Raw genomic sequence first — 23554 nt, forward strand, 5'->3', positions numbered from 1 at the left:
TCAGAGGGATGTCAAGACCTGGTAAGGTTCTTCGCGTTGCTTCGAATTAAACCACATACTCCACTGCTTGTGCGGGTCCCCGTCAATTCCTTTGAGTTTCACTCTTGCGAGCGTACTCCCCAGGCGGCATGCTTACTGTGTTAACTTCGGCACCAAGGGTATCGAAACCCCTAACACCTAGCATGCATCGTTTACGGCGTGGACTACCAGGGTATCTAATCCTGTTTGCTCCCCACGCTTTCGCGCCTCAGCGTCAGTTACAGGCCAGAAAGTCGCCTTCGCCACTGGTGTTCCTCCACATCTCTACGCATTTCACCGCTACACGTGGAATTCCACTTTCCTCTCCTGCACTCCAGTCTCCCAGTTTCCGGTGCGAACCGAGGTTGAGCCTCGGGATTAAACACCAGACTTAAAAAACCGCCTGCGCGCGCTTTACGCCCAATAATTCCGGACAACGCTTGCCCCCTACGTATTACCGCGGCTGCTGGCACGTAGTTAGCCGGGGCTTTCTTCTCAGGTACCGTCACCCAAAGAGCAGTTACTCTCCTTGGCGTTCTTCCCTGGCAACAGAGCTTTACGATCCGAAAACCTTCATCACTCACGCGGCGTTGCTCCGTCAGACTTGCGTCCATTGCGGAAGATTCCCTACTGCTGCCTCCCGTAGGAGTCTGGGCCGTGTCTCAGTCCCAGTGTGGCCGTTCACCCTCTCAGGTCGGCTACGCATCGTCGCCTTGGTGAGCCGTTACCTCACCAACTAGCTAATGCGCCGCAGGCCCATCCGTAAGCCACAGATTGCTCCGTGTTTCACGGTCCCTCCATGCGGAGAAACCGGTTATCCGGTCTTAGCTACCGTTTCCGGTAGTTATCCCGATCTTACAGGCAGGTTGCCTACGTGTTACTCACCCGTCCGCCGCTAACTCTCCGAGAAGCAAGCTTCTCTTCAAGTCCGCTCGACTTGCATGTATTAGGCACGCCGCCAGCGTTCGTCCTGAGCCAGGATCAAACTCTCCGATAAAGTTGTGCTAGCCGTTAGGCCAGCGGTTTATCTCAAGCTGATTAAGCTCAAAAATTCGTTGCTGACGAGAATTTCTTCTCATTAATGTCTCGATTTCTCGAGACGCTTCAATCACTCGTTGTTCAGTTTTCAAAGGACAATCTTGTAGGACCTTACGGCCTTCGTCGTTAGCGCTTGTCTCAGCGACAACTTTTATACTATAACACAGTTGCGCTCAGTTATGCAAGCTTTTTTTGTAATTCTTTTTTCACGGCGTGTTTCGTTGTTGCCGGCAAGAAGTAACTTTACCAGCATCCGCCGTCTTTTGCAACAACCATTTTGTGGAAGAGGGAGTTATGCTGCGTTAGTGCTTTGTAAGGTCCCCCTTCTCATGTAAATATCGCCTTATGTAAAGCAAATCCACATGTACTCGGTAACAGCGTGTGCATATATTCATTCACATGATATAAAAAAAGACTTCCTTAACACCACCTAAATGGCGTAAGAAAGCCTTGAACAACCTAAACCTTATTTAAAAACAATGCTAAAAGGAAGCATATCCGCAATTTTCTGTTTATATTTCACTCCGTTTATCACATATTTGCCGGATTTTGAATGTACCGACGGATTGATGTCTATCTTGAGGTAGGTTTTACCCTGATAGATTTGAACGGAAGCATTAAATGATTGTCCCTCTATTCCGGCGATCTTTGCGTTGGACAAATCCAGATCGGATTGGGTGGCGGGAGTTCCGGAGGTACCGTCATCAAGCCCCTCTTTCAATTCAACCAGTATGGAATCAAAGTTTGGATAAGGCTGAGAAAGAGAATATTCGTTTTTTTCCGTTGTTTTAAACGCATCGTATACGTCGGAAGTTACTGAATTATACGGCTGAAGGCTATGCACCGATAAAATTAGAGGCATCTGGATCGTTTGCTCTGTTCGAGTTTTGGAACAGCCAATGTCGTTGCACGCTTCAACTCCAAACGTATAGGTCTCTCCTCCTTTCAATGCATCAAGTATTAAACTATTACCCGTATAATCGGAAACTCGGAGAGTCCCATTTTGGTAAACATTAAAGGTAACTTCAGAACCTGGGGTAGAAGACATTGACCAACTTAGAAGTACTTTATCGCTATAATAAATAGGAGTTAGCTGCATAATGGAAACCGGATCCGGAGCTGTAAAAATAATCACAACTGGCGCCATATAAGTTTGAGCCGGTGCTATCCTGAACTTAGCGGTGCTTCCGGTTGAAAAACCCGCCTTTGTTGCTGTAATGGTATAGCTGACATTAGGAGCAACATTAGTAAACTTATAATACCCGCGGTTGTCGGTCTTAGTTGTTAAACCTGTACCTTCCAAAGAAACAATGCTGTCTTCAGAAGGGGAGGATATCCCTTCAAGGACATATCCTTCTATTTCACCGGGTACATTCACGCCCGGTACCGGTACCTTTTGACCGCTGCCAGGTATGGTGCACCATTCGGCTGAGCATTCATTTGCTGCACTTCCTGTGAAGGTTATACCGGTTGCAGCATTCTTATACGTAAGATTGTAATTGCTGCCGGCTTTCTGCGAATTTACACCAAGCAGTACCAAGTTCGGATACTGGGGATACTGGGTTGTTTTTAAAACCTGTAGTCCATTAGTAAATTGGTACCAGGAAGCTTCCTGAGCCGCTACGGCCGCGTCGAATTCCACAACCAGTAAATCCGGCTTAAGACCAGTAACTGATTTCACTACTGCGTTAAGCTGTTTTACTGTTATTTTGAAGCTCTTGGTCGCCGCAAAAGGGCTGTTAAAGAGCGTAGCGGTAAGCGTAATCTCCTTATCGCCCGCCCCGGAGGCAGGTCTATTTAAATATGAATTCCACGTACCTAATACATCCATATCACTAGAGGACCAGAAAATAAAGGTATTGTTTGCACTTTTAGAGGGCAAGGTTGGGCGTTCTGTAACATGATCCGCCGAATCGCCCGGCACATACCCGATTGTTAAAGCAGTCAAAGCTTCGTTAAGTTCATATATGGAGTCACGATTCAAATAAAAAGACTGAATATTATTAAAATCTTTCTCCTGCGCCCCATATTGTTCGGCTATCTGGATAGTTCTGTCCGCTTCAATGGCTGTCGCTAAAAATCCGGCAAAAGCGCCCGTCGTATCCATATAATCCTTTAAGGCTTTATTCGCGTTCGCAATTGCCTTTTCTTTAACTTCGTTTGCTACGGCAGGATCAAGCTTAAATGAGCCACCGCCGTTCAGCTTGATTTTAGCAATAGACTCGGAATCACCGGTTAACGTCACGGACTGACTCGAGTTTATTTCGGACAAAATCGCTGCAGGGGCAATGTCGACGATTGTATCCGCGGCTGCAACGGTTAACTTCACAAGCATTGTAGGCTGATTATTGCCTGCTGTAGGAGACTCAATGAAAATAGTCATTCCCGGAGAAATTACAGTTATTTCGCTGTCGATCTTCCCTTTAAAACTGACCTTATTGCCGGAGGCATCCAGCTTGATTTTGCCAAATCCGCTTTCCGCGGAAGAACCCTCTAACACAGCTTGAGTTGTCACTTCGGTATCGGTTATTTGAGTACCGTCACCGGCTTCTACTCTTACGGGAAGCCCGTTGTTGTTCACTGCGTTTATTTTCAAATTCTTTACGATCGCATTCCGCAGCTTAATGGAGTTCGCACTCCCCGAACGCACTTCCATCTGCTCTGCATCAATATTGTTCAAGCTTACTTCGCCAGTTGGACCCGGGTCCAGAATCAGAGTCTGGACACTTGTTTTACCGTTTGCGGGACCGTATGTACCGGACGCTTGGACTGTAATAGCCGCTTGCGGTTTCCCGCTGGCAAGCAATTGTTCGACTGTCGGCGTCACGCCGCCGGGAACTCCGCCCCCTCCGAAACCGCCACCGCCACCGCCAAACATGGGAGAAGTGCCCTCAACGGACTTGCCGCTGGGCTTGCCTTTGTACGTTAATACGTATTTCGTTCCGGAATTTTGCGATGTTGTGGTGAGCACAACAATAGTTTTGCTGCCTGACTTGAAATCTGCCGCTGTAACGAGTAGATCATGATCGAACTTGAAATCTTCCTTATTGGGCTCCGTTAATGCGGAAGAGAAAGTAACTTCAATTGTTGTGCTGCTTTGCGAAGTCAGGGACAGGATCTGCTTCTCCGGTTGAGTAATTTCGGGCTTGGAAGCCAGAATTTCCTCGGCTTTGCTTAAATAGGCTTTATTATTTGTTTTGAACTCATACGCCAGACGGGCTACAGCCTGACGGTCCGAACTGCTTTTCGGCTTGAAAATCAGCTCTCCGGCACCGTTATCGATCCCGTTGACAAAACCGATCTCATAAGCCAAGGAGACGGATGGTATCGCCCACTCCGCTGCCGTGTTCAGATCGGCCAGCGGAGCGGTAGGACTTTTTGTAGAGGCGCTCTCAGCGAGCCCGAATGCCCGCACAAAAAAGACAACGAGCTCTTCCCGCGTTACTTTGGCATCCGGCGAAAAGGTGCTTGCCGTAGTACCCTCCGTAATACCGGACGCTACAAGCGATCCGACATAGCCGTTGTACCAGCTCGAAGCGTCTACATCCTGGAAGGAAGCGGACTTGGCCGGTTCTTCCTTCAATCCCAGAGCCAGTACAAGAATTTTTGCAAATTCGGCGCGTGTTATTGGATTTTCAGGTTTAAAAGTTCCGTCCGGGTATCCCGAAAGGATTCCTTCCGAGACGAGACTGGTTATTTCTTTTTGGGCGTAGGAGCGATCCAGGTCTGTTAACGTTTCTTTGGATGCCGCCTGAACAAAGCTTGGCAGAAGCATACCCAGGATCAGAACAACTAATGAAAACACACTTACAAAACGACGTAATCTTGCCAGCTTCATTTTACGGGTTCCCTCCGTCAGTCTAATAAGTTTGTTGTATACGCCGTTTCTTGATGTCGGTAGGTCTTTGGGTCTAAACGCATATAACGACCTTATTATACTAGGTCGATAGTATGAAATATAGAGGGAAAAGAAATAATTGGAAGGTAATCTGATGCCCGCAAAACGTATAAACGCCGTTTCCATCATCATACCCGACTGAACAGGCTGCTTCTTCCCTCGAAACACTCGTATCCAGGGACGCCATCCTCCGTGAGACATTTGTACACCTTTTCGATGAAACTTTGGAGCTAAGATTTCGATCAACGAAACGAACAATCCACGTTATGAAAAAAAGTATGAAGAGATGCCGGGGTAAAAAAACGGATTCCATCCATCCGGTCTTCACGTATTTTCCGAACCCATGCAGGATTAGCCAATTGTGCCCGTCCAACGGCAACCAAGATGAACTTCTTGTTATTTTTTATAGATTATTTAAAATTTTCGTAGAAGGAGATAGCTGAACACAAATAGAAAATAGGTAACCGAGTGAACCGGATTGTATTTAGTTGAAAATTTTGCAGAAGTAATAGAAACTAGTGTTTTTAGATACGGGAGGGAATGATTTGAAAAAAGCTGAGTTCGTCTCTTGCTTATTAAGTATGGTATTTTTATTGATTTTATTTTTGCCTATAAAAATTTTTGCAGAATCCCCTGAAGTAAAGATCGAGGATTCCGCACTTGAAAAAGTTATTAGAAGAGAACTTCATAAAAATGAAGGTCCACTAACGTTAAGGGACATGGAAAGCCTGAAAAAAATAGGTCCCGCTGATTGGCAGGGCATTAAGACGCTAAATGGCTTAGAATACGCCAAAAATTTGGTGGAAATCAATTTAACACAGAATAAAATCGAAAACATCCATGCTTTAAGCGGATTAACCGAATTGAAAACGATTAACTTGTGGCAAAATCAAATCAGTGACATTGACGCCCTTAGTAATCTTCGCTCTTTAGTTAATCTGAATATTAGTCATAACCATATTTCCGACATAAGCCCTCTTAGAAATCTTAGCCAATTAAAAATACTTAACCTATCTGAAAATCAGCTGCAAAATATTGATCCTTTAGAGAATCTTGAAAACTTATCCGCCTTCGACGCTTATAAGAATCAAATTCAGGATATATCTCCCATGCGCCATTTCAAAAATTTATCTTCTACCAATTTACAAGAAAATCAAATTTCGGATATTTCCCCTTTAAGCAATCTATCTAAACTTGATTTCGTTGGTCTTAAATACAACTGGGTTAAAGATGTTAACCCTCTAAAAAGCTTACCGCATTTGACTGGCCTCGAATTGACTGGAAATCCGGTTCAAGATTTAAGTGTCCTTAAACATTTTCCTGAGCTTAATTGGTTAAGTATCGGTTCTCTTCATATTACCAATATAAGCTTTCTTGAAAATCACCCGGATCTGAAGTGGCTGCAGCTTGAAAACAATCAAATAACCGATATTAGCAGCCTTCAAAAACTTGCCAAGTTACAGGACCTTGATCTTTCGAATAATCAGATTTCAGATATTTCTCCCTTGTCTCATGCGAATGAGCTTGAGTTGTTAAAGCTCAATCAAAATCGGATTTCAGACATTAAACCTATTGTTCAGTTACCAAAATTGTGGTTGTTATCTCTTAATGACAATTCCATATCCGATCCGGAATCTTTGGGTAACTTACCTGAATTACGTTCCCTTTATTTAGGATCAAACGCAATTGCTTCGCTTCAGTTTCTAAAGAGCCTGCCTCCACTCGCCCTGCTCTCTCTTGACCGAAACTTGATTAGTGATTTACGTGGAATTGAAGCTCAGAGCAGCATCTATCAACTTGATTTAAGCAATAACCAGCTCACTGATCTTAGTCCGATTAAATCGCTGAATAAGTTAGATGTCTTGTATCTAGACGGCAATACTCTTTCGGATATATCCCCACTCTCTCAATTAACTCCGAGAAAGATCTCATTGATCAATAATCAAATCCAAGATATTAGTACACTGGATAATCAAACCGATCTATGGGAAATTTATTTGGCCAATAACCCATTAAATGAAGGATCGATTCCGTGGCGGCCCAAAAATTAGATATCTCTTTAAAACTACGAATCGGCTCGGATAAAGCCATAGTAAACGGCAAAGAAGTATGGTTGGAATCCGCCATACAGGTCGTGAACGGATCTACTTTTGTACCTGTAAGAATGGTAAGCGAGACATTTGGAGCACGAGTAAAATGGAACTCAAATACAAAAACAGTCGATATCAGACCATAGTCTAATTAAGGGACTAAAAACAATAGGAGGATCAAAGAAACAAAGAGAAAGATCTGACAGGATGTAAACAACAAAACAACCGAAAGTGTGAGCTCTAAACTCACACTTTCGGTTGTTTTGTTCATTAGGCCACCCTAATATAAAACCTTGGAAGTAGGTTTCATGTAAGAAGACAAAGGCAGGATAGGTGAATGAACACCCTAATCCTGCCTTTGTTGTCTTTATAGAGTAAGCAAATTTTCAATTCTTACGAACAGCGGCTGTACCCGCAGTTCGTGCAGTTCTTGCAGCCTTCGCTGTTTACGAGCGAAGCCGAACCGCAGGACGGGCAAAGGTCGAGCGAAGCCAGCCCGGCAGGCGCAGCACCTGCGGAAGGAGCAGCATGGCCGATAACCTCCGGCGCTTCATGCACGACTTCTTTCGTGGCGGTTACGTAAGCCTCCGCATCCGTTTCGCCGGCCATCGCCTCTTCGTGCATTTCAAGCGCTTTGGCGACCGCATCGGCGATGGATTCGACGCGGTTGGCGCCGAAGCCGATGGCACCGGAACCGCCGATGCCTTTGAGATGCTTGATCAGCAGGTTCACTTTGTTCCCGTGATCGCCGTAGCGCAGGAACAAGGAGCAGACGCGGCCGAGCGCTTCCGCCATGGCGAAGACGTCCGAGCCGGCTTTTCCCACGTTCAGGAAAATTTCGCTCGGTGAGCCGTTCATGTCGTTGATCGTAATGTACGCCATACCGAACGGCGTATTGATTTTATAGGTAGCGCCGCGCAGTATTTGCGGACGGCGTTTATATTCTTTATCGAACACGTTGCCGGAAACGGCATCCGTCTGCACGGCCGGTTCTGCGGTAACTGCCACAATCGGTGTTTCTGTCGGAACTTCAGGGACAGGAGCAGTCGCTTCGGCTTTCTTCTCATCCTTCTTGTCTTTGTCCGTTCCGGTGCTGAGTACCTGTACGTCACGGCTGCCGTCGCGGTAGATGGTCACGCCCTTGCATCCCAGATCGAACGCAAGCTCGTACAGCCGCTCGGTTTCTTCAACCGTGAAATCGGCCGGACAGTTTGCCGTCTTGGAAATGGAGCTGTCTACCCAACGCTGAATAGCGGCTTGAGCGCGGATATGGTCCTCGGCGGACAAACTCATGGACGTCACGAAATAATCCGGCAGTTCCTGATCCTTGTTCGCGTCCTTCCATTCCTGTGCGATCGGCACGAACTGCTTGTCGTAGCCAAGGCGGCTTTGACGGAAATATTCGAAGGCGAAATAAGGCTCGATACCGGTGGAAGTTCCCACCATCGTTCCCGTGCTTCCCGTCGGCGCCTGCGTAATGACGGTTACGTTGCGCATGCCGTTCTTACGGACGGATTCCGTCACTTCCGGATAAACCTCGTGCATGTTTTTCATAAAGCCGCTCTGCAGGAATTTCTCGGCGTCGAAGTGTTTGAAAGAGCCTTTCTCGCCGGCTATCTCAGAGGAAGCCAGGTATGCTTCGCGTGCCATGAAACCATAGATCTTATCCAGGAACTCGAGAGATTCCGGGCTTCCGTAACGGATGCGCAGCTTGATCATCAGCTCGGCCAGTCCCATCGTTCCGAGTCCGACACGGCGTTCGCCCTGCTGATTCTCGCGGTTTTCCTCGAAGTGGTAAGGCGTCTTGTCGATGACGTTATCCAGAAAACGCGTGGAATAACGAACGATTTTGCCCAGCTCGTCCCAAGCGACATCGTCATTCTCCTCGTCGTAAAACTTGGACAGGTTAACGGCCGACAAGTTGCATACGCCCCAGGCCGGAAGCCCCTGCTCTCCGCAAGGATTGGTGCAGATGATCGGATTGAAGTACCAGCTGTTGGACATCTGATTGTAGTACTCCATAAACACGACGCCCGGCTCCGCGGAGCGCCATGCGGATTCGATGATCGTGTGCCAAACTTCGCGGGCTTTGACCGTGCGGTACACTTTTACGGCTTTTCCGAGCTTTTTCCACTCATTGAGATCGCCGTTCCAAACTTCGTCGTATTCGGGATCCGTCGTATCCGGGAACACGAGATCCCAGTCCAGATCTTCCTTCACCGCTTTCATAAAGCCGTTGCTTACGCAAACGGAAAGGTTCGCGTTCGTAATCTGACCCATCGTAGATTTAACGGTGATAAAATCAAGCAGATCCGGGTGCCAATCGTTGATCATTAACATCAGCGCACCGCGCCGGCTGCCGCCCTGCTCGATCAGGCCCGTTGTATAACTGAACAGACCTCCCCAGGACACGGAACCGCTGGAAGAGCCGTTGACGCCTTTGACGATCGCGCGGCGCGGACGAAGGGATGAAAGGTTAATACCGACGCCGCCGCCGCGAGACATAATTTCCGTCATCTCGGACAAGGTCGCCATGATGCCGCCGCGGCTGTCATGCGGAGACGGAATGACATAGCAATTGAACAGCGTCAGTTCGTCGCTGGCATCCGCGCCCGCGGCGATACGGCCTCCCGGAACAAGCTTCCAGTCGTCCAGGATGTAACGGAATTTTTCCGTCCATTCCTTCTGTTTTTCAGGTGTCGCTTCCACGGAAGCCATTGCCTTGGCCAGGCGGTCCCACAGCTCATCCGGCGTTTTTTCTATATTAAGAGTCAATCTGTCGATATTCGACTCAATCGTTTCGCCGCTGCGCAGCTTAACGGTCACGTTACGCCCATCGCGTGCGGTGATTTCCCCGACTTCCTTGGCCGGAAATTTCGGGTCGTCCTTGGTCAGGACAAGCACCACGTCTCCGACTTTCGTGTTGTTCGTGTCCGCATCTTTTAACGCATAACGATCCAAAAAGATTTTCTCACTCAAACCTTCCAAACTTTTCCGCTGCATCGTCTTCAAAACGGCAACACCCTCCCAAATCAATGTACCTGCACCCGGGAACCCGCACCACTGCGCGAATTTCGCGGTATGTACGTAATCACTATATATAGTGTCCATAAATGATTATACAACACTATATGTTGTGTTACGAATAAACTGCGAATGAATTCAACGGGATAATAAAATCCATGAGCTTGTTTTCTCACTTATTCTTCGCCTTGCTCTTTATTTCGTTCGGGACAGTATTATAAAAAACGACAAATTTCGACATTTTCAATCCGTAAAAGGTAAAGAATAGGACGGCTCGACCTGTAACTTTATCTAAAAACAGGTTTCCGGACGGGTTCCGTATAAACAGAATCCGCTCATTTGTGTAGGTATTCTTTCCCCTATATACTATAAACAGATCCGCTGAAAAAAGAAACGGACGTTCGCCAGTTGGGTAATTTTTCGTATTATCCCGTATATATATAAGTTTAATCGGCTGGTGCCCGAACCCCCTTCATAACAAGCGCTTATTTTGACATTAGACAGTTTACTTAAAGGAGATCATGCCCGATGATGCTTTTCGGAAATAACCTGGTACCGGACGAAGAAGTCCGCATTTCTCCCCTCGACCGGGGCTATTATTTCGGGGATGGGGTCTACGAAGTATTCCGAATTTACGAGGGTCGGCTGTACGAAGTTCAAGGACATATGGAACGTTTCAGCCGCAGCATGGCGGAAGTCAGGATCGTCTTTCCTTATCCCCTCAAAGAGCTGGAGGATCTGCTGAACCAGCTCGTGGAGGCTGCCGGAATCCCTGACGGCCTCGCATATGTTCAGATCACCCGCGGCGCCGCTCCGCGTTCTCATCCGTTTCCGGCTTCGGCGGCGCCGGTCGTGACGGGCTGGTGCTCCCCGTTTTTCCGTCCCTTGAAAGATCTGGAAAAAGGGATTTCCGCCATCGTCCGGGAGGATATCCGCTGGCACCGGTGCGACATCAAGTCGCTGAATCTCCTCCCTAACGTGCTGCTGAAGCAGGAGGCTCTCGACGGCGGGGCGGGCGAAGTTATTTTCAACCGCGGCGGCGTCATCACCGAAGCGAGCGCGTCCAACGTGATGATCGTCAAAGGCGGGGTCGTGAAAACTCATCCCGCCGATCATCATATCCTGCGGGGCATAACCCGCTCGCTCGTTCTCCGGCTCGCCGAAGGGCTGGGTATTTCCGTGCTCGAAGAAGCTTTCAGGGCCGAGGAACTCGCCTCGGCCGATGAAGTCTTCATTACGAGCACAGGTTCCGAAGTCATGCCTGTCGTGCTGCTGGACGGCAGGCCCATCGGAGACGGCAAGCCCGGTCCTGTCACCCGGCGGCTCCAGCAGGCCTTCGAAGCGACGATTCCTGCCGGAAGCCGCTGATCCGGCATAGAGCAAAAAAAGGCCTCCAAACCGCACTCTAGAGTGGTTTGGAGGCCTTTTTAGCCGCGGCAGCGGGGCCGCCGAAGGCGGGAACCAACCGGTATGCGGCGCCCATCCGCATCCGGAAGCGCGAAGCTCCCGGCGCTAGGTGCTTAGCGTCACATGACGGTGGTCAACCACACACCCGCACATACGAGAGCAAACCAAGCAGCGGCCGCCATCCTTTCGCTACCGGTGCCGCCTCATCCATTCGGCTGCATAATCGACAAGCGGACGCTGCGGCATCAAAGCCGCCTGAGCCGAGCCTACTTTACCTCGGGTGACCAGCGAGCAGCGGGCTTCGAAATCCGCGCCCGCCCGCTCAAAATCGTCCGAGTCGATTCCGACATCCGGAAACTCCACCCACTGACGGACTCCCTCTCCGTCAAGAACAGGCGCCCCGTTCTTGACTTCCCTCTTCGAGGCATACTCCGCCCGGTATTCCGCCAGATGGATGGACGTGTTGGAGCCGTGACCGACCCCCAGCAGCAGCACATGACCGTCCAGCTCGTACAGACGGGCAAGCGGGGAGCCCTCTCCGAGCCCGTAGGCCAGGGAATGGCTGCCGGTCAGCTTCTGCGCCTGCGGCCCGATCGCCGCAAACGAAACCTGGGGGTGGCTGCTGCGGATTACCCCCGGGTAAGTTCTGAACGCTTCCGGCACGGCTCCCATAAAAAACGTCCGGGTCTCCTCCGCCTTATAGGCCGGCATCGTGCTGCGGATCACGTCCCACCACTCCGGCGGCACGGGCGGATTGTTCCAAGCCGAAGGCTCCGACAAGTCGCCGCTGTGCGTCGGCATCATCAGCGTCCCCCCGCTGCCCAGAGCGTCCCGGAGGGCGGCAATGACCGCCTGTGTGCCCCCGCAAACCCATCCGAGGGAGCTTAGAGAGGAATGGACCAAAAGAGTCATGCCCTCCTTCACGCCGAGCCTTCTGAGGTCCTCGGCGAGGCTTTCCGCCGTATGCGGCCGTTTCCCCGTCCGTTCTATAATCGTGTCGATCGCCATGACCCACTCACCTCATCCCAAAATTACCGCTATCGTTTTAAGTTCCATTCGTCGGAACTGTATTTTTCGCGCGCCAGCTCTTCCGCAAGCTCCAGCTCGTACGAAGTCAACGCTCCGTCTTCAAGCTCAATACCCATGCCTTCGGCTACACCGGCGCGGAATGCGGTTTCCACGTCTCCGAGTGTCACCGGAGCAAGCCCGGCAGTTCGGAGCAGATCGTTAATCGCAACCGCTTTCTGCACAAAGCTCTGCTTCATCCGCTCCGCAATCCGCTCGTTGGAGAAAAGCAGCAGACCGAACAACTGCTCAACGTCCAGTTCCAGCAAAATCGAGCCGTGCTGAAGCACGACATTCTTCTGCCTAACCTGCGCGCTTCCGGCGACTTTTCGCCCTTCCACGACAAGCTCGTACCACGAAGGGGAATCGAAGCAGGCCGCCGAGCCGAGCGATTCGTATTTCCGCTTCTCTTCTTCGGTTGCGAGATTCACCATCTCGGCCGCCAGCCCCAGCTTCCGGAATCCGAGCAGCAGCCCTTCGCTGAGGACACGGTAAGCCTCCGTTACGCTCGTCGGAATTCCCGGATAGCGCTCCGAGACGATGATGCTGTATGTAAGCTCGGCATCGTGAAGTACCGCCCGTCCGCCCGTCGGGCGGCGTACGAATCCGAGACCTTGGCCGGCGACTTTGTCCAGATTGATCTCCTTCTGCGCTTTCTGAAAGTAACCGATGGAGAGAGCTGCCGGGCCCCAGCCGTAAAAACGGACCGTAGGCGGAACCCTGCCTTCGCTGTGCGCGATAAGTATCGCTTCGTCGATCGCCATATTTTCAGCCGCCGTCCGGTGGCCTGTATGCATATAACGCCATGTTGTCATGTTCCTCTTCCCTTCTTATCAAGAACGGCAGACGCGGAAAACCCGGCCCGGCCGTGTTGTTTATCAATGCCCGATCATTCCTTTATCATAGCACAGGAGCCCTCCCGAATACATTCGATAGAGCGCCCGCCAAGGATATCTGGGGCGGTAAAAGCCGCAAAAGCCCCGGCAATACGGACCCGTTATGAAACCTCCTTCTTTGGATCATACTAGTTACAAAGTTGCAGATTGCATACGCCGCCGGACCGCTATCACCCCCAGCAGCAAGAGAACGACGGGCAGACGCGGCGGAATAGAGCGCCCTGGATACGACCCATTTTCGAGAAGGAGGCAGAGCCTAGATGAACAACCAGACAACGGAGCACATCCGCCCTATTCATGAAGGGCTGAACATGCACACGGATCGGGAATGGTTTCTGGACTGGGAGTCGCGTGTCGTCCGCAACGGCCCCTGGGATAACTGGACCTTGTACCAGCTCGCTTACGAGGCGGAAAAATCAAACCTGATCCACTCCTTCGACGAGCTCCTGTGCCTGAAGCATGTAAACGGAATCGAGCCCATGACCCATCAGATCGAAACGGCCAAAAAAGTGCTTTACGACATGCGCGGACGGGCTATTCTGGCCGACGAAGTCGGACTCGGCAAAACGATCGAAGCCGGGCTTATTTTGAAAGAATACATGATCCGCGGACTTGTCCGCAAAGCGCTCATACTGGTACCCGCCTCGCTTGTCCTGCAGTGGGTCCGTGAGCTGAATCAGAAATTCGGGATCGCGGCAGCCGCCCAAAAAAAATCGTACATGTGGCAGACGTGCGACGTGATTGTCGCTTCCATGGATACCGCCAAGCGTGACCCCCACCGGGAAATCGTACTGGATCTGGATTACGACATGCTTATCGTGGACGAAGCCCACAAGCTGAAAAACAAAAAAACGACGAATTACCAGTTCGTCGGAGAGCTTCGCAAGAAATATTGTCTCCTGCTGACCGCTACGCCCGTACAGAACGATCTTAAAGAGCTGTACAATCTGATTAATCTACTGAAGCCGGGACAGCTTGGGGCTCACACGAATTTTCAAGCCAACTTTGTCAGGGCCAAAAGGATGCCGAAAAACGAAGGCGTTCTCCAGCAGGAGCTTTCCAAAATTATGATCCGCAACCGGCGCGGGGACGGAAATGTCGAGTTCAAGAAACGATTCGTGAAAAATATTACGCTCACGCTTTCTCCCGAGGAACAGGCACTTTACGACGGCGTGACGGATTTTATCCGCAGTCAGTATGAACAAAATCAGGGCCAGACGAGCAATACCCTGGCTCTTGTTACCCTTCAAAGAGAGGTTTGCAGCTCCCGGGACGCTGTTTTTATAACCTTGGTCAACATGTTCAAAAAGACGGAAGAAAACTCTCCGGTCCGGGCCAAAATATGGGAGCTGGTCGAGCGGATTCGCAGCATCCAGGCTAACACGAAAGCCGAAACCGTATTGAATCTGATCCGGGAGATCAATGACAAAGTGATCATTTTCACCGAATACCGGGCGTCCCAGGAATATTTACTTACCTATTTAAGAGAGAACAAAATTACGGCCGTCCCCTACCGGGGGGGAATGAACCGGGGCAAAAAAGATTGGATGATGGACCTCTTCCGTACCCGTGCCCAGGTACTTGTCGCTACCGAAGCCGGCGGCGAGGGGATCAATCTTCAGTTCTGCCATCACATGATCAACTTCGACCTGCCCTGGAATCCCATGCGGGTGGAACAGCGAATCGGGAGGGTGCACCGGCTGGGCCAGACGGACGATGTACGAATCTACAATCTCTCTACCCGCAATACGATCGAAGAGCATATTTTGAACCTGCTGCACGAAAAAATAAACATGTTCGAGCTGGTCATCGGCGAACTCGATTCGATTCTGGAACGTCTGGAAAAAAAATCGACTTCGCTGGAAAGCTCGCTTTTCAAAATGATGATGGAATCGCGTTCCGATGAAGAAATGCGGCGTCAGATCGACCGGCTTGGCGATTCGCTGACCAACGTCCGTGAAGAGCTTCAGCCGGAAAACGAAAGGAAAGCCAAAATCGGTTCCATACTCAGCGCCATCGGGCAGAATGTCGGGGTGAACCATGAATACCGCCCAGGTTGAACGCTTTGTTATGCGGTTTCTGGAAGCGTACAACTGCCGCATTATCGAAAAAACGAAGCATGCCGTCATCGTGAATCTCTCTCCGGAGGCGGATAAAGAACTCACCGGCCGCTCCTACTATTGGAGCTTCGTCGAGCGTACCGGAGTCGAACCCGAAACGATGACCTACCGTTTTGTTTTCGATCCGGAAGGGGACGCGGCAGCCGCGGCGGCGGCTCGTCCCGTACCGGCCGGGCCCCAAAACGGGCCCCTAGGAGCCGTCCCGACTGCGACAAGTGTCCCGCTGGGCTCTGCGTCCGGCCAAACAGGCACCGCGGGGCCGGGGGCTCAGACGGGTCCGGCGGCGGTCACCACGGAGCCTGGAGCTTCTTCCGGCCCCGGCCAGGTAAACGCCGCCCCTGCCGGCAGCGGCGGAAGTCCGCCCGAAGCGATCCGATCCGCGGACAGCATCCTCGGGCGGTACTTCGGCACGGCCCCCGCTCCGCCGGTCGGCCGAGTTCCCCGCGACGAGGTTACCTACGGCAGCCGCCGCCTGCTGCAGCTCTTCGCGACGGCCTTGAACAACGGCCGGTTTACCCGGCTGTTCGAGGTTCCGCCGCAAGCCCCGGGCAGCCTTCTTCCCGGACGCTCGGCCCCTCTTCCGTACTGCACCTGGATGAATGTGAACTACAAGGTGGAATACGCCTGCGATATGAAGCGCAGCGAGGTTCATTCCTTGGCCATTCAAATGACGACGGGGGAAATCCGCGAAGAGTTTCATCCTTCTATGCTGACGAGGAAGCTCGCACCGAAACTGCCGGCCAACATTCATCTGCTCGGTGATAATCTGACCCTTTCGAGGGCCGCCTCCATCCTGGAAGATTACCTGGAGCAGAAAATCCGCCGCACCGACCACCGCTGGGCGGACCGCGCCAACCAGGTGCTGGCCGAAGAGCATCAGCTCGTCCGTTTGTATTACGAAGGCATGCTCGCGGCAGCCGAACCAGAAGCCCGCGAAGAGCTGGAGACCCGCTACGCGGCCCGGCAGGCGGAGGTAGACTGGCAGTATCGGCCGAGAGTGCATGTATCCGTCATCAATTGCGGATTATTTCATTTAAGGGCGGACGAAAGGTGAAGATGCGACGAAAGTCGCTAAAAGTTCCTATGGGCCGGCCTACACGTTTTAACAAACTTTTTATAAGGATTGCTTTACACTAGATTTATAGAATGAACGGCAGGCAGGTGAACAAATGAATCGCACAGCTGTATGGACGGCAGCGCTTCTGGCGCTTGTTGTCTGGCTTGCTGCCGGGCCCCCTTCGTTCTCGCAGGGTGAACCGCTCCTCGCTCACGAAGTTCAAGAAACCTTTACCGGCTCGGCAGCTCGCATGAAGCCAGAAACCGGACAAGCGTCTTTGGACAAGAGGTACACGATCTCGCCCGGAATCAGCCCCGCCGAGGTGCTGGCGGATTTTACGGCAAATGAACCTTCAGATACTCCCGGAGCCGCAAACACCGGTACCGTGCTGAACGAACACATTGTCCGTTGGATCGGCAGTCTTGCCGGTCAGAAAGGCTTCGAAACCTGGAGCCGCGCCAAGTGGACGGTCGCTCCTCTCGGGCCGGGTACCCACGGCTGGATCGTCCTGCTGACAGACAACGGGCGCGAGACAGGCTATCTGATCGTTTCTGCCTCCGAAAACGGCACCCTGCAGCTCATCGAATACGGAACAGGCGAACATCCCCTGTTCAGCACCCGTACGCTGTACCGCACCTTGGTGCAGCACGCCATCATTCCTTCATCCATGTCCTATAGAGCTTGGCTGGATTCCGCGGAAACTAGGCTGCGCCGTTTTTATACGGATGCCTTCCATGCGGTTTGGGCCGTTCCTGCCGGGAACAATCGTATTCTCGTCGATGCCAAAACCAGCGAAATACGGACCTTTCAGAATTATTCGCCCGCGAGTGATTCAAGTTTGCTCAGGCTGCATGGCGCAGCCTTTGAACATACACCCGGAACGCCGCTTGAGGGCCTGCCGTCCGATCCTTATGAAGAGATCAGCTGGCTGACCCGAAACGCGCTCCCTATCCGTTCCTATGAAGAATTAACGCCTTACCTTGCAGCCGGCAAGTCCCTGACTTTCGTCTGTGAATGTTTCGAGGGCAGACTCACGCTGCCGCTTTCCGTAACCGGCGCTCTGCGCTGGACCGGCGGTGCCGCTTTTATCGCCTTCGAGCAGGAAGGCAAACGCTTTGTTCTCCTGGACGAAGCGGTTTCGCTCGGACAGTTTTACCCGACTGACGGTATCTCCTCCTCTTTCCCATAGAAAAGCTTCCCCGGGTCCCGGAACGGTTTACCGTTTCCATCAGGAACCTGAGGAAGCTTCTTTTTTTGACCTATTGCTTGAATGACCACTTCCTCCGGCAGCACGGACGAATTCACTATCGTTTTCTAGTTTCAAAATAAGCGGATAGAACATTCAGTCTCTGTTTCGGCGTCTTACGGCCTTTATGATCATGGAGATAGAGAGGGGAATCATCCCGAACCAGTGAACCGACCAGCTTTCTCTTGTTTCTTTGTGTCGGACGCGCGCCTCCTTTCGTACTTGTCTTGGAGTTTCTATATAGTGAACCACTTGTTCGGTTATATATTTCACAAGTTCTTCTCCGCCTTTTGCCATTTGTCAGCCCTTCCTTTCCGCGTTAAAAGTGGCTCTCCTTACCCTTAGTATTTCCCGGACTGCCTCCCCGTAAAACCGGCCATGCGCACATTCCCGGTCATGACTCTTTCCAATCGTTCCTTCTCCTCCTATAATTAAAAACGGAGCGTAAAATCACAGTCCGGTTGGTAGTCCGGATGCATGTTGCGGATTTAAGCCTGATTAAGTCCGCTGACATGTCGTAGCCTTCCCCCTCGGGATGTCCGGCGCTCTGTTTACTTAAACGGAGGGGAAAAAACATGAAATTGACGGTTTTTTACGACGGGCAGTATTGGATTGGAATTGCGGAGGACGAAAGAAGCGGCAGCCTGCATGCAGTCAGACATATATTCGGAACGGAGCCCCTTGACGGGGAGGTGCTGGACTTTGTTCTGCACGATCTGCTCCGCTTGCTTGAAAGTGTCGGCAAAGGCGTTCATGCCGCTCCCGTAACCGAACGGAAAATGAATCCGAAGCGGCTTGCGCGGCTGGCTTCCAGGGAGCTTGCGCAAAAAGGCCCTTCCACGATGGCCCAGGCAGCCATCCAGGCGGATCTCGAATTTCGCAAAAAAATGCGGAAAACGTTATCCAGGGAAGAACGCGAGGCAGATGCGGCCCGCAAGCGTGAGATTGCCCGTCAGAAAGCCAAAGACAAACACCGGGGCCGCTGAGAAGCGGCGCACACAAAAAACCGGCTAACGCTCCAGGGCGTCAGCCGGTTTTTTGGATATCCAGTAAGATGGGCTGCCTCAATTGCGGCTGATGCCGACAATCGAAGCGATAAAGCGCAGAATATACAGGAACAGGTTAATAAAGTCGAGATAGAGATTCAGTGCGGCGAGCGGTACTTCTTCCGCTGCCACGCCTTCGCGGTATTGAGCGACATCATACAGCACCCAGCCGCTGAAAATCAGAATGCCGCCAACGGACAAGAGCAGGTTCAGCGTCGAACCGAAGTTAACGAACAGGGATAGCACGCCCATCAGCACGAGGCCGATCGTTGCGGCGAACAAGAAGCCTCCCAGGAAGCTGAAATCCTTCTCAGAACGGGCCGCGTACCAGGCAAGTCCCCCGAATATAAGGGCCGTTGCCAGAAAAGCGCCGGACACGAGGTTGGCACCGATCATCGAACCGTACGACATAATGACCGGGTACATGGTTACGCCCGAGATAGCCGTAAAGGTGTACAGGAATCCGTAACCGATGTTCTTGCCGCGCATGCGGACTACGATAGCCGCCACGATCATAACGAGCTCAACGACAATAAACAGCGGGACGATTGACGGCGGGACAATCATGGCGCCCGCCAGCATGCCTACGAACGAGATCAGCAGAGAAAGCGCAAATGTCCGCAAGATGTGAGATAGCGATCCTTGGTGGGAATACGTCATCGTTCTTTCCAAATTACATCACTCCTTTTCAATTACTACCCATTTTCCACTTATTTATAAATGTATATACGAATAAGGCCAAGCATTCGTTTCATTTAAAAAAAGGTTTTTTTAATAAAAAACAAAAAAGCCACCTGCTCCGGTTGACCGGTAGCCAGTGGCTTTTCTGTATTGCTGATGCGGTCGAGAGGACTCGAACCTCCACGGCTGTTACACCACTAGAACCTGAATCTAGCGCGTCTGCCAATTCCGCCACGACCGCGTGCTTTGTAAGAACGAGATTAAATATATCATGGAGCCAAATGTTTGTCAAACAAATTTTTAATTTTTTTTAAACATGCGTCAACTTCATACATTGAATCCAAAATACAACAAAGGAAAGCCGTTAGGGCTTTCCTTCGTGTATTGGCTGCTTCCTATTCTTTTACCGGCTCCTGGACCGGAATTCCTTTATGAAGAAGCTTTTGACCGAAGGAGGAGCGAAAAAACAGCCGTTCCAGTACCGTAACGGTACCGCTTCCTGCCCAGTAAAGGACAAGAGCCGCCGGAGAGCGCCACATCACCGTTAATGAAACGGCCGTAATGATAAGCGGTATACCCACCCTGAACAGCGCAGGCTGCGACGCCGCCTGATCCGGAACGAGACTGATCAGCATCCCCAGCCAACCTATAATCCCGTACAGCACAGGCAGCGCGTGCGCCGGATCGGGAACGCCCAGCGCCTGCATCCATGGAATTAGCATGGAGGACATCTGAGCGCCGTGCATAGAAAAATACGGATAAAGGCTCATAAAAATCGGCATCTGGATCAGTCCCGCCGCAAACGCGAGCCCAGGTTTGATGCCATAGCGGGAATACAGCCGGAGCATCTCCTCGCCCAGCTTGCCGGATTGGTTCGCGTACTGCTCCCGGAGCTGCCGGATGGCCGGCTGCATACGAATCTGTCTCACCTGCTGCCAGGCACTCAACAGATTTACGCGGAACAGCAGGCTGCGTACAAGCAGGGCAAGCAGTAGGATAGCCAGCCCCCAATCATGCGTAAAGGCGGCTAATACGTTCAGAATATGGTCCAGTAAAGAGATAAAGGGTTGTAAAAGTGACATAAAGGGTTCCTCCCGTTTTTTGATAGCGGCAATACCGGCAATAATCTGTATCGCGTTAAACGGGAGGAATCCGGTTCATCGGAGTGATGATCGCTTCTGACGGGAATTTTCCGCCGGATTCTGAACATACCGAACCCGATTTGCCGGATAGGAACCGGCGCACCGCTCTTGTCCGAAGAAACCGGCGAGACGGGAAATTCCAGGGCGTTGAGAGGGGTCAGCGAAATCCATTCGCCCAGCCACCAGCAGGTAAACCCGAGTGCCAGAAACAGCACCGGGATATCCAGACTCCATTCCATGGCACTTCCCCCTCTCCTTTTTCATGATACGGCCGGAGTCTTCCGGGGTTTCATAAAATCCCCGGCGCCTTCCCCGCAAATAGTTCTAGCTTATTTAGGCTTACCTCATGCTTATTCCAAAGCTTTTTCTAACAGGATAGGAACAAAAAGAAACAGCGCGATCCTATGGAAAGGATGCGCTGCGCTGTTATGCAAAGACGTATCGTTCGCATTGGCGAACCGCCGCACTGAAGGCGGGCTGTGTGTAGTGCGAATGGGGCTGCGGCCGAGAACGTTATGAGACGCCGGGCCGCAAGCCGTGAGCCGTGAACTGCTTGCGACTGCGTCTCTCCTTATGAGAGCGCCATGGCCTTCTTGTAAGCGAGGCCGGACTGCATGGCCGCTTCATAAACGGACCGGCCGATCATATAGCCGAGGTAAGTGGCCGTTCCCGCGTAGCGGTGGAGCCGGCCTCTCTGCGTGGAGGCGATCAGCACGGCGTCCGTCGTCGTGCCCGTCGCCCCGCTGCCGTCTTCCAGCGCTACGCCGAGGTCCTGCAAAGCCGCCGCCTTAGCTTCGGTGGCGGTAATCACGGCGTTGACCATGGCCTCGTCGGTCAACTCGCCCTCTACGGCCACGATAATATTAATCGTGCCGGGGAAAAGCGCCGAAGCCGGAAGCCCGCGTCCGGCTCGCGCCATATTGGAATAGCCGACGGTGACCCAGGCACTGACGGCTATTCCGGTATCCGCCGCGACAGCGGCCTTGGCTTCCGCCGCACCGGAGCCTGCGGCGGCTGCCCGGTCGGCACCCACGTTCACATGGGTGCCCAGCCTTACGTCAGACGTACCGAAAAGGCGCTGCGCTGCCCGGCCGGCTTCGGCGGAAGCATCCGGCTTACCGTCGGACGTATGGAGAGAACCGAACCCAGTTTGATCGGCTTTTACCGTCACGGGAGCGGGATCGTCCATTCGAAGATGGCTTTCGCCGAGGCCGCTCATATGTACGGAGGTCAGGAGGCAGGCGGTTTCCTCCCTGTTCAGACCGACCGTCCCCAGGAACTCGTTCATTTCCGTCACCGGATCTCCGCAGGAATACGTTTTGTCCACCCTCCGGTTGACGATTGTACGGTGATAGCCGAAACCGCCGCCCCACGGCGCCGAGCTTAACGTCCTCAGAGGCGACAGAGCTTCCAGCAGCAGATAGCTTCCCTCCGCGCCTTCGTTCACGCCTGCGGTAATTCCTGCAGCCGGGCGGCTTACCGTCCGAATGAGCGTTTCTTGAGCGTTCAATGAATCAGGCCTCCTCATCCTCGCTATTTTCCCTTGGCAGCATATATTCGGCGGGACGGCTGTCCGTATAAGGCTGATAAACGTACTTTCTATCCAGTTGCACCAGTTTCCGGCTGCGTTTACGAATAGCGACGGACGACTCGTTCCATGCCACCACATAGCCTCTTATATCGTTGCGCGGATCCGCATCCCTGACGATTCTGAGCAGGGTGCCCTCAATCCGGTATTGGTCTAACTGCTCGTCGCTGATCATGACAAGCCCTCCTTTTGCTCCAAAACATTTCCTGGGCAATTGTATCTATTGGTTCTTCGGCCCGCTTGCCCGCAAGGCAAAACCGGCATCCCTACTAGCATACACAAAACACGGCGGCAAGCCAAGAGAGTCCGATGAGCGGACGGAACCGGCTGATTCATTTTTTTCGGGCACCGGGTAATAAAATCTGCGGACTGCGGGAGTTTTAGAAGCCGGCTAGTTGGGCAATCCTTTTAAGAGCAAAAGGTAAAACCTGCGGTCAGGCTTACACGAAGGGAGCGAAGAGCGATGGACGGCAAAAAAACATTTTACGTCAGCGTAGGTTCCAAACAAATCGTCGACGAAGCGGACGAAATCAACTTCGATTTTGAAATTAAGGCAACCGATGAGGAAATCGACAAACTGGCCGAGCTTTTCGAGGTTATAGACGAATCGGACGAGCAGACGCATTTCCGTGCTCTCCTGCCTTTTAAGGAATATCACAAGGACAAAGAAAACGACGCCTACGATTATGACCTCAAGCAGATTTACCAGACGCTTTACAATCTGGGAACGGAAGAGACACGCAAACATATCGAAGAAATGAATGTTCTGAATTGAACAAAAAAAGACCTGCCGGGCATGCCCGGCAGGTCTTTTTGCTTATTAGGAATACGTTCAGCCGACGTGTTCTTTGGAATCCGTATTTTCAAACCAGCAATCCAGCACTTTGCTCGACATGACGCGTTTCTTGATATAATCGACCTGCTGAACCGTAAACTGGGACTCCCATGGAACGGAAAGTTCCATGAAGAATTTGACCACCGTAAGAAGTTCAGACCATGCCACATATCGTTTATACCAGAAAAATTGAGGGTGTTCTATCATATACGGGTACAAATCATCAAACTCGGTGTGTTTGCAGTCTAGGGCGCGTTCGAAATGGTTCTTCGCTTCGGACAGCTTCTCCAGCAAATATTCGGCTGGAATTTGCTCGTTTCCCATAGCGATCCCTCCTCTCCAGTTACCTTCCTCTATTATATCGAATTTACCCCGTCCAGGAAAGCATTGAAGCAGAATGAAA

The 23554-nt window shown here is 51.6% G+C and carries 18 protein-coding genes, 1 tRNA gene and 1 rRNA gene; 8 read left to right on the top strand and 12 right to left on the bottom strand.

The window, feature by feature from the left end; translation table 11 throughout:
* Positions 1-1015, bottom strand: a 16S ribosomal RNA gene (locus tag AC58P5_RS10175); the annotation flags it as partial.
* Positions 1016-1522: 507 nt separating this feature from the next.
* Positions 1523-4894 carry an S-layer homology domain-containing protein gene (locus AC58P5_RS10180; RefSeq protein ID WP_497386059.1) on the bottom strand — a complete coding sequence of 1124 codons (3372 nt, stop codon included), beginning with the start codon at positions 4892-4894 and terminating at the stop codon, positions 1523-1525.
* Between the two features lie 605 nt (positions 4895-5499).
* Here AC58P5_RS10180 and AC58P5_RS10185 point away from each other — a divergent pair.
* Positions 5500-7005 (top strand): leucine-rich repeat domain-containing protein, encoded by a 1506-nt coding sequence (locus tag AC58P5_RS10185; protein WP_497386060.1) that lies wholly within the window; start codon positions 5500-5502, stop codon positions 7003-7005.
* Positions 6987-7190 (top strand): copper amine oxidase N-terminal domain-containing protein, encoded by a 204-nt coding sequence (locus tag AC58P5_RS10190; RefSeq protein WP_497386061.1) that lies wholly within the window; start codon positions 6987-6989, stop codon positions 7188-7190. The genes AC58P5_RS10185 and AC58P5_RS10190 overlap by 19 nt, the downstream gene beginning before the upstream one ends.
* Before the next feature lie 247 nt (positions 7191-7437).
* Here the strand turns inward: AC58P5_RS10190 and AC58P5_RS10195 are convergent, their stop codons facing one another.
* A complete protein-coding gene (locus tag AC58P5_RS10195) occupies positions 7438-10056 on the bottom strand; it encodes an adenosylcobalamin-dependent ribonucleoside-diphosphate reductase (protein ID WP_497386062.1) in 2619 nt (872 codons plus the stop codon).
* A 540-nt stretch (positions 10057-10596) separates the two neighbouring features.
* Between AC58P5_RS10195 and dat the strand changes: the two genes are divergently transcribed.
* On the top strand, positions 10597-11436 hold the full coding sequence (dat, locus tag AC58P5_RS10200; protein WP_497386063.1) for a D-amino-acid transaminase: 840 nt from the start codon (positions 10597-10599) through the stop codon (positions 11434-11436).
* A 228-nt stretch (positions 11437-11664) separates the two neighbouring features.
* Here the strand turns inward: dat and AC58P5_RS10205 are convergent, their stop codons facing one another.
* Entirely contained in the window at positions 11665-12483 is an 819-nt protein-coding gene (locus tag AC58P5_RS10205; RefSeq protein WP_497386064.1) for an AAC(3) family N-acetyltransferase, read from the bottom strand.
* A 29-nt stretch (positions 12484-12512) separates the two neighbouring features.
* On the bottom strand, positions 12513-13355 hold the full coding sequence (locus AC58P5_RS10210) for a lipoate--protein ligase family protein (protein ID WP_497386065.1): 843 nt from the start codon (positions 13353-13355) through the stop codon (positions 12513-12515).
* 341 nt (positions 13356-13696) lie between these two features.
* Here AC58P5_RS10210 and AC58P5_RS10215 point away from each other — a divergent pair, with 341 nt between their 5' ends.
* From AC58P5_RS10215 to AC58P5_RS10225, 3 genes are all read left to right on the top strand, one after another.
* Positions 13697-15496 (top strand): DEAD/DEAH box helicase, encoded by a 1800-nt coding sequence (locus tag AC58P5_RS10215; RefSeq protein WP_497386066.1) that lies wholly within the window; start codon positions 13697-13699, stop codon positions 15494-15496.
* Positions 15477-16610: a YqhG family protein gene (locus tag AC58P5_RS10220; protein ID WP_497386067.1), complete on the top strand. Its 1134-nt coding sequence runs from the start codon at positions 15477-15479 to the stop codon at positions 16608-16610. Before AC58P5_RS10215 ends, AC58P5_RS10220 begins: the two co-directional genes overlap by 20 nt.
* A gap of 115 nt (positions 16611-16725) precedes the next feature.
* Complete coding sequence (locus AC58P5_RS10225; RefSeq protein WP_497386068.1) at positions 16726-17802, top strand: hypothetical protein; 1077 nt, start codon at positions 16726-16728, stop codon at positions 17800-17802.
* A 153-nt stretch (positions 17803-17955) separates the two neighbouring features.
* Here AC58P5_RS10225 and AC58P5_RS10230 read toward each other — a convergent pair whose 3' ends face one another.
* Entirely contained in the window at positions 17956-18156 is a 201-nt protein-coding gene (locus AC58P5_RS10230) for a YqzE family protein (RefSeq protein WP_497386069.1), read from the bottom strand.
* Between the two features lie 278 nt (positions 18157-18434).
* Here AC58P5_RS10230 and AC58P5_RS10235 point away from each other — a divergent pair, with 278 nt between their 5' ends.
* A complete protein-coding gene (locus AC58P5_RS10235; protein ID WP_497386070.1) occupies positions 18435-18845 on the top strand; it encodes a YjdF family protein in 411 nt (136 codons plus the stop codon).
* 78 nt (positions 18846-18923) lie between these two features.
* Here AC58P5_RS10235 and AC58P5_RS10240 read toward each other — a convergent pair whose 3' ends face one another.
* The 5 genes from AC58P5_RS10240 to AC58P5_RS10260 form a co-directional block, all read right to left on the bottom strand.
* Positions 18924-19577, bottom strand: a complete 654-nt coding sequence (locus AC58P5_RS10240) for a Bax inhibitor-1/YccA family protein (RefSeq protein ID WP_497386071.1) — start codon at positions 19575-19577, stop codon at positions 18924-18926.
* A 166-nt stretch (positions 19578-19743) separates the two neighbouring features.
* A tRNA-Leu gene (locus AC58P5_RS10245) sits at positions 19744-19827 on the bottom strand.
* A gap of 154 nt (positions 19828-19981) precedes the next feature.
* The gene (yidC, locus tag AC58P5_RS10250; RefSeq protein WP_497386072.1) at positions 19982-20668 is read right to left on the bottom strand and encodes a membrane protein insertase YidC; all 687 of its coding nucleotides are present in this window, start codon (positions 20666-20668) and stop codon (positions 19982-19984) included.
* Between the two features lie 631 nt (positions 20669-21299).
* Entirely contained in the window at positions 21300-22238 is a 939-nt protein-coding gene (locus AC58P5_RS10255) for an adenosylcobinamide amidohydrolase (protein WP_497386073.1), read from the bottom strand.
* Between the two features lie 4 nt (positions 22239-22242).
* A complete protein-coding gene (locus AC58P5_RS10260; protein WP_497386074.1) occupies positions 22243-22491 on the bottom strand; it encodes a hypothetical protein in 249 nt (82 codons plus the stop codon).
* A gap of 288 nt (positions 22492-22779) precedes the next feature.
* On the opposite strand from AC58P5_RS10260, the gene AC58P5_RS10265 reads away from it, so the two are divergent.
* Complete coding sequence (locus AC58P5_RS10265) at positions 22780-23091, top strand: hypothetical protein (protein WP_009674764.1); 312 nt, start codon at positions 22780-22782, stop codon at positions 23089-23091.
* A 57-nt stretch (positions 23092-23148) separates the two neighbouring features.
* Here AC58P5_RS10265 and AC58P5_RS10270 read toward each other — a convergent pair whose 3' ends face one another.
* A complete protein-coding gene (locus AC58P5_RS10270) occupies positions 23149-23475 on the bottom strand; it encodes a hypothetical protein (RefSeq protein ID WP_103997667.1) in 327 nt (108 codons plus the stop codon).
* Between the last annotated feature and the right edge of the window lie 79 nt (positions 23476-23554).

It is taken from the genome of Paenibacillus sp. JT31N7 (assembly GCF_059692095.1).

What these genes read in the sequence shown, in the direction of transcription:
- AC58P5_RS10235 (WP_497386070.1), top strand. Translation starts at nt 18,435, where the DNA reads ATGAAATTGACGGTTTTTTACGACGGGCAGTATTGGATTGGAATTGCG.
- dat (WP_497386063.1), top strand. Translation starts at nt 10,597, where the DNA reads ATGATGCTTTTCGGAAATAACCTGGTACCGGACGAAGAAGTCCGCATT.
- AC58P5_RS10215 (WP_497386066.1), top strand. Translation starts at nt 13,697, where the DNA reads ATGAACAACCAGACAACGGAGCACATCCGCCCTATTCATGAAGGGCTG.
- AC58P5_RS10260 (WP_497386074.1), bottom strand. Translation starts at nt 22,491, where the DNA reads ATGATCAGCGACGAGCAGTTAGACCAATACCGGATTGAGGGCACCCTG.
- AC58P5_RS10265 (WP_009674764.1), top strand. Translation starts at nt 22,780, where the DNA reads ATGGACGGCAAAAAAACATTTTACGTCAGCGTAGGTTCCAAACAAATC.
- AC58P5_RS10205 (WP_497386064.1), bottom strand. Translation starts at nt 12,483, where the DNA reads ATGGCGATCGACACGATTATAGAACGGACGGGGAAACGGCCGCATACG.
- AC58P5_RS10225 (WP_497386068.1), top strand. Translation starts at nt 16,726, where the DNA reads ATGAATCGCACAGCTGTATGGACGGCAGCGCTTCTGGCGCTTGTTGTC.
- AC58P5_RS10210 (WP_497386065.1), bottom strand. Translation starts at nt 13,355, where the DNA reads ATGACAACATGGCGTTATATGCATACAGGCCACCGGACGGCGGCTGAA.
- AC58P5_RS10230 (WP_497386069.1), bottom strand. Translation starts at nt 18,156, where the DNA reads ATGGCAAAAGGCGGAGAAGAACTTGTGAAATATATAACCGAACAAGTG.
- AC58P5_RS10220 (WP_497386067.1), top strand. Translation starts at nt 15,477, where the DNA reads ATGAATACCGCCCAGGTTGAACGCTTTGTTATGCGGTTTCTGGAAGCG.
- AC58P5_RS10270 (WP_103997667.1), bottom strand. Translation starts at nt 23,475, where the DNA reads ATGGGAAACGAGCAAATTCCAGCCGAATATTTGCTGGAGAAGCTGTCC.
- AC58P5_RS10180 (WP_497386059.1), bottom strand. Translation starts at nt 4,894, where the DNA reads ATGAAGCTGGCAAGATTACGTCGTTTTGTAAGTGTGTTTTCATTAGTT.
- yidC (WP_497386072.1), bottom strand. Translation starts at nt 20,668, where the DNA reads ATGTCACTTTTACAACCCTTTATCTCTTTACTGGACCATATTCTGAAC.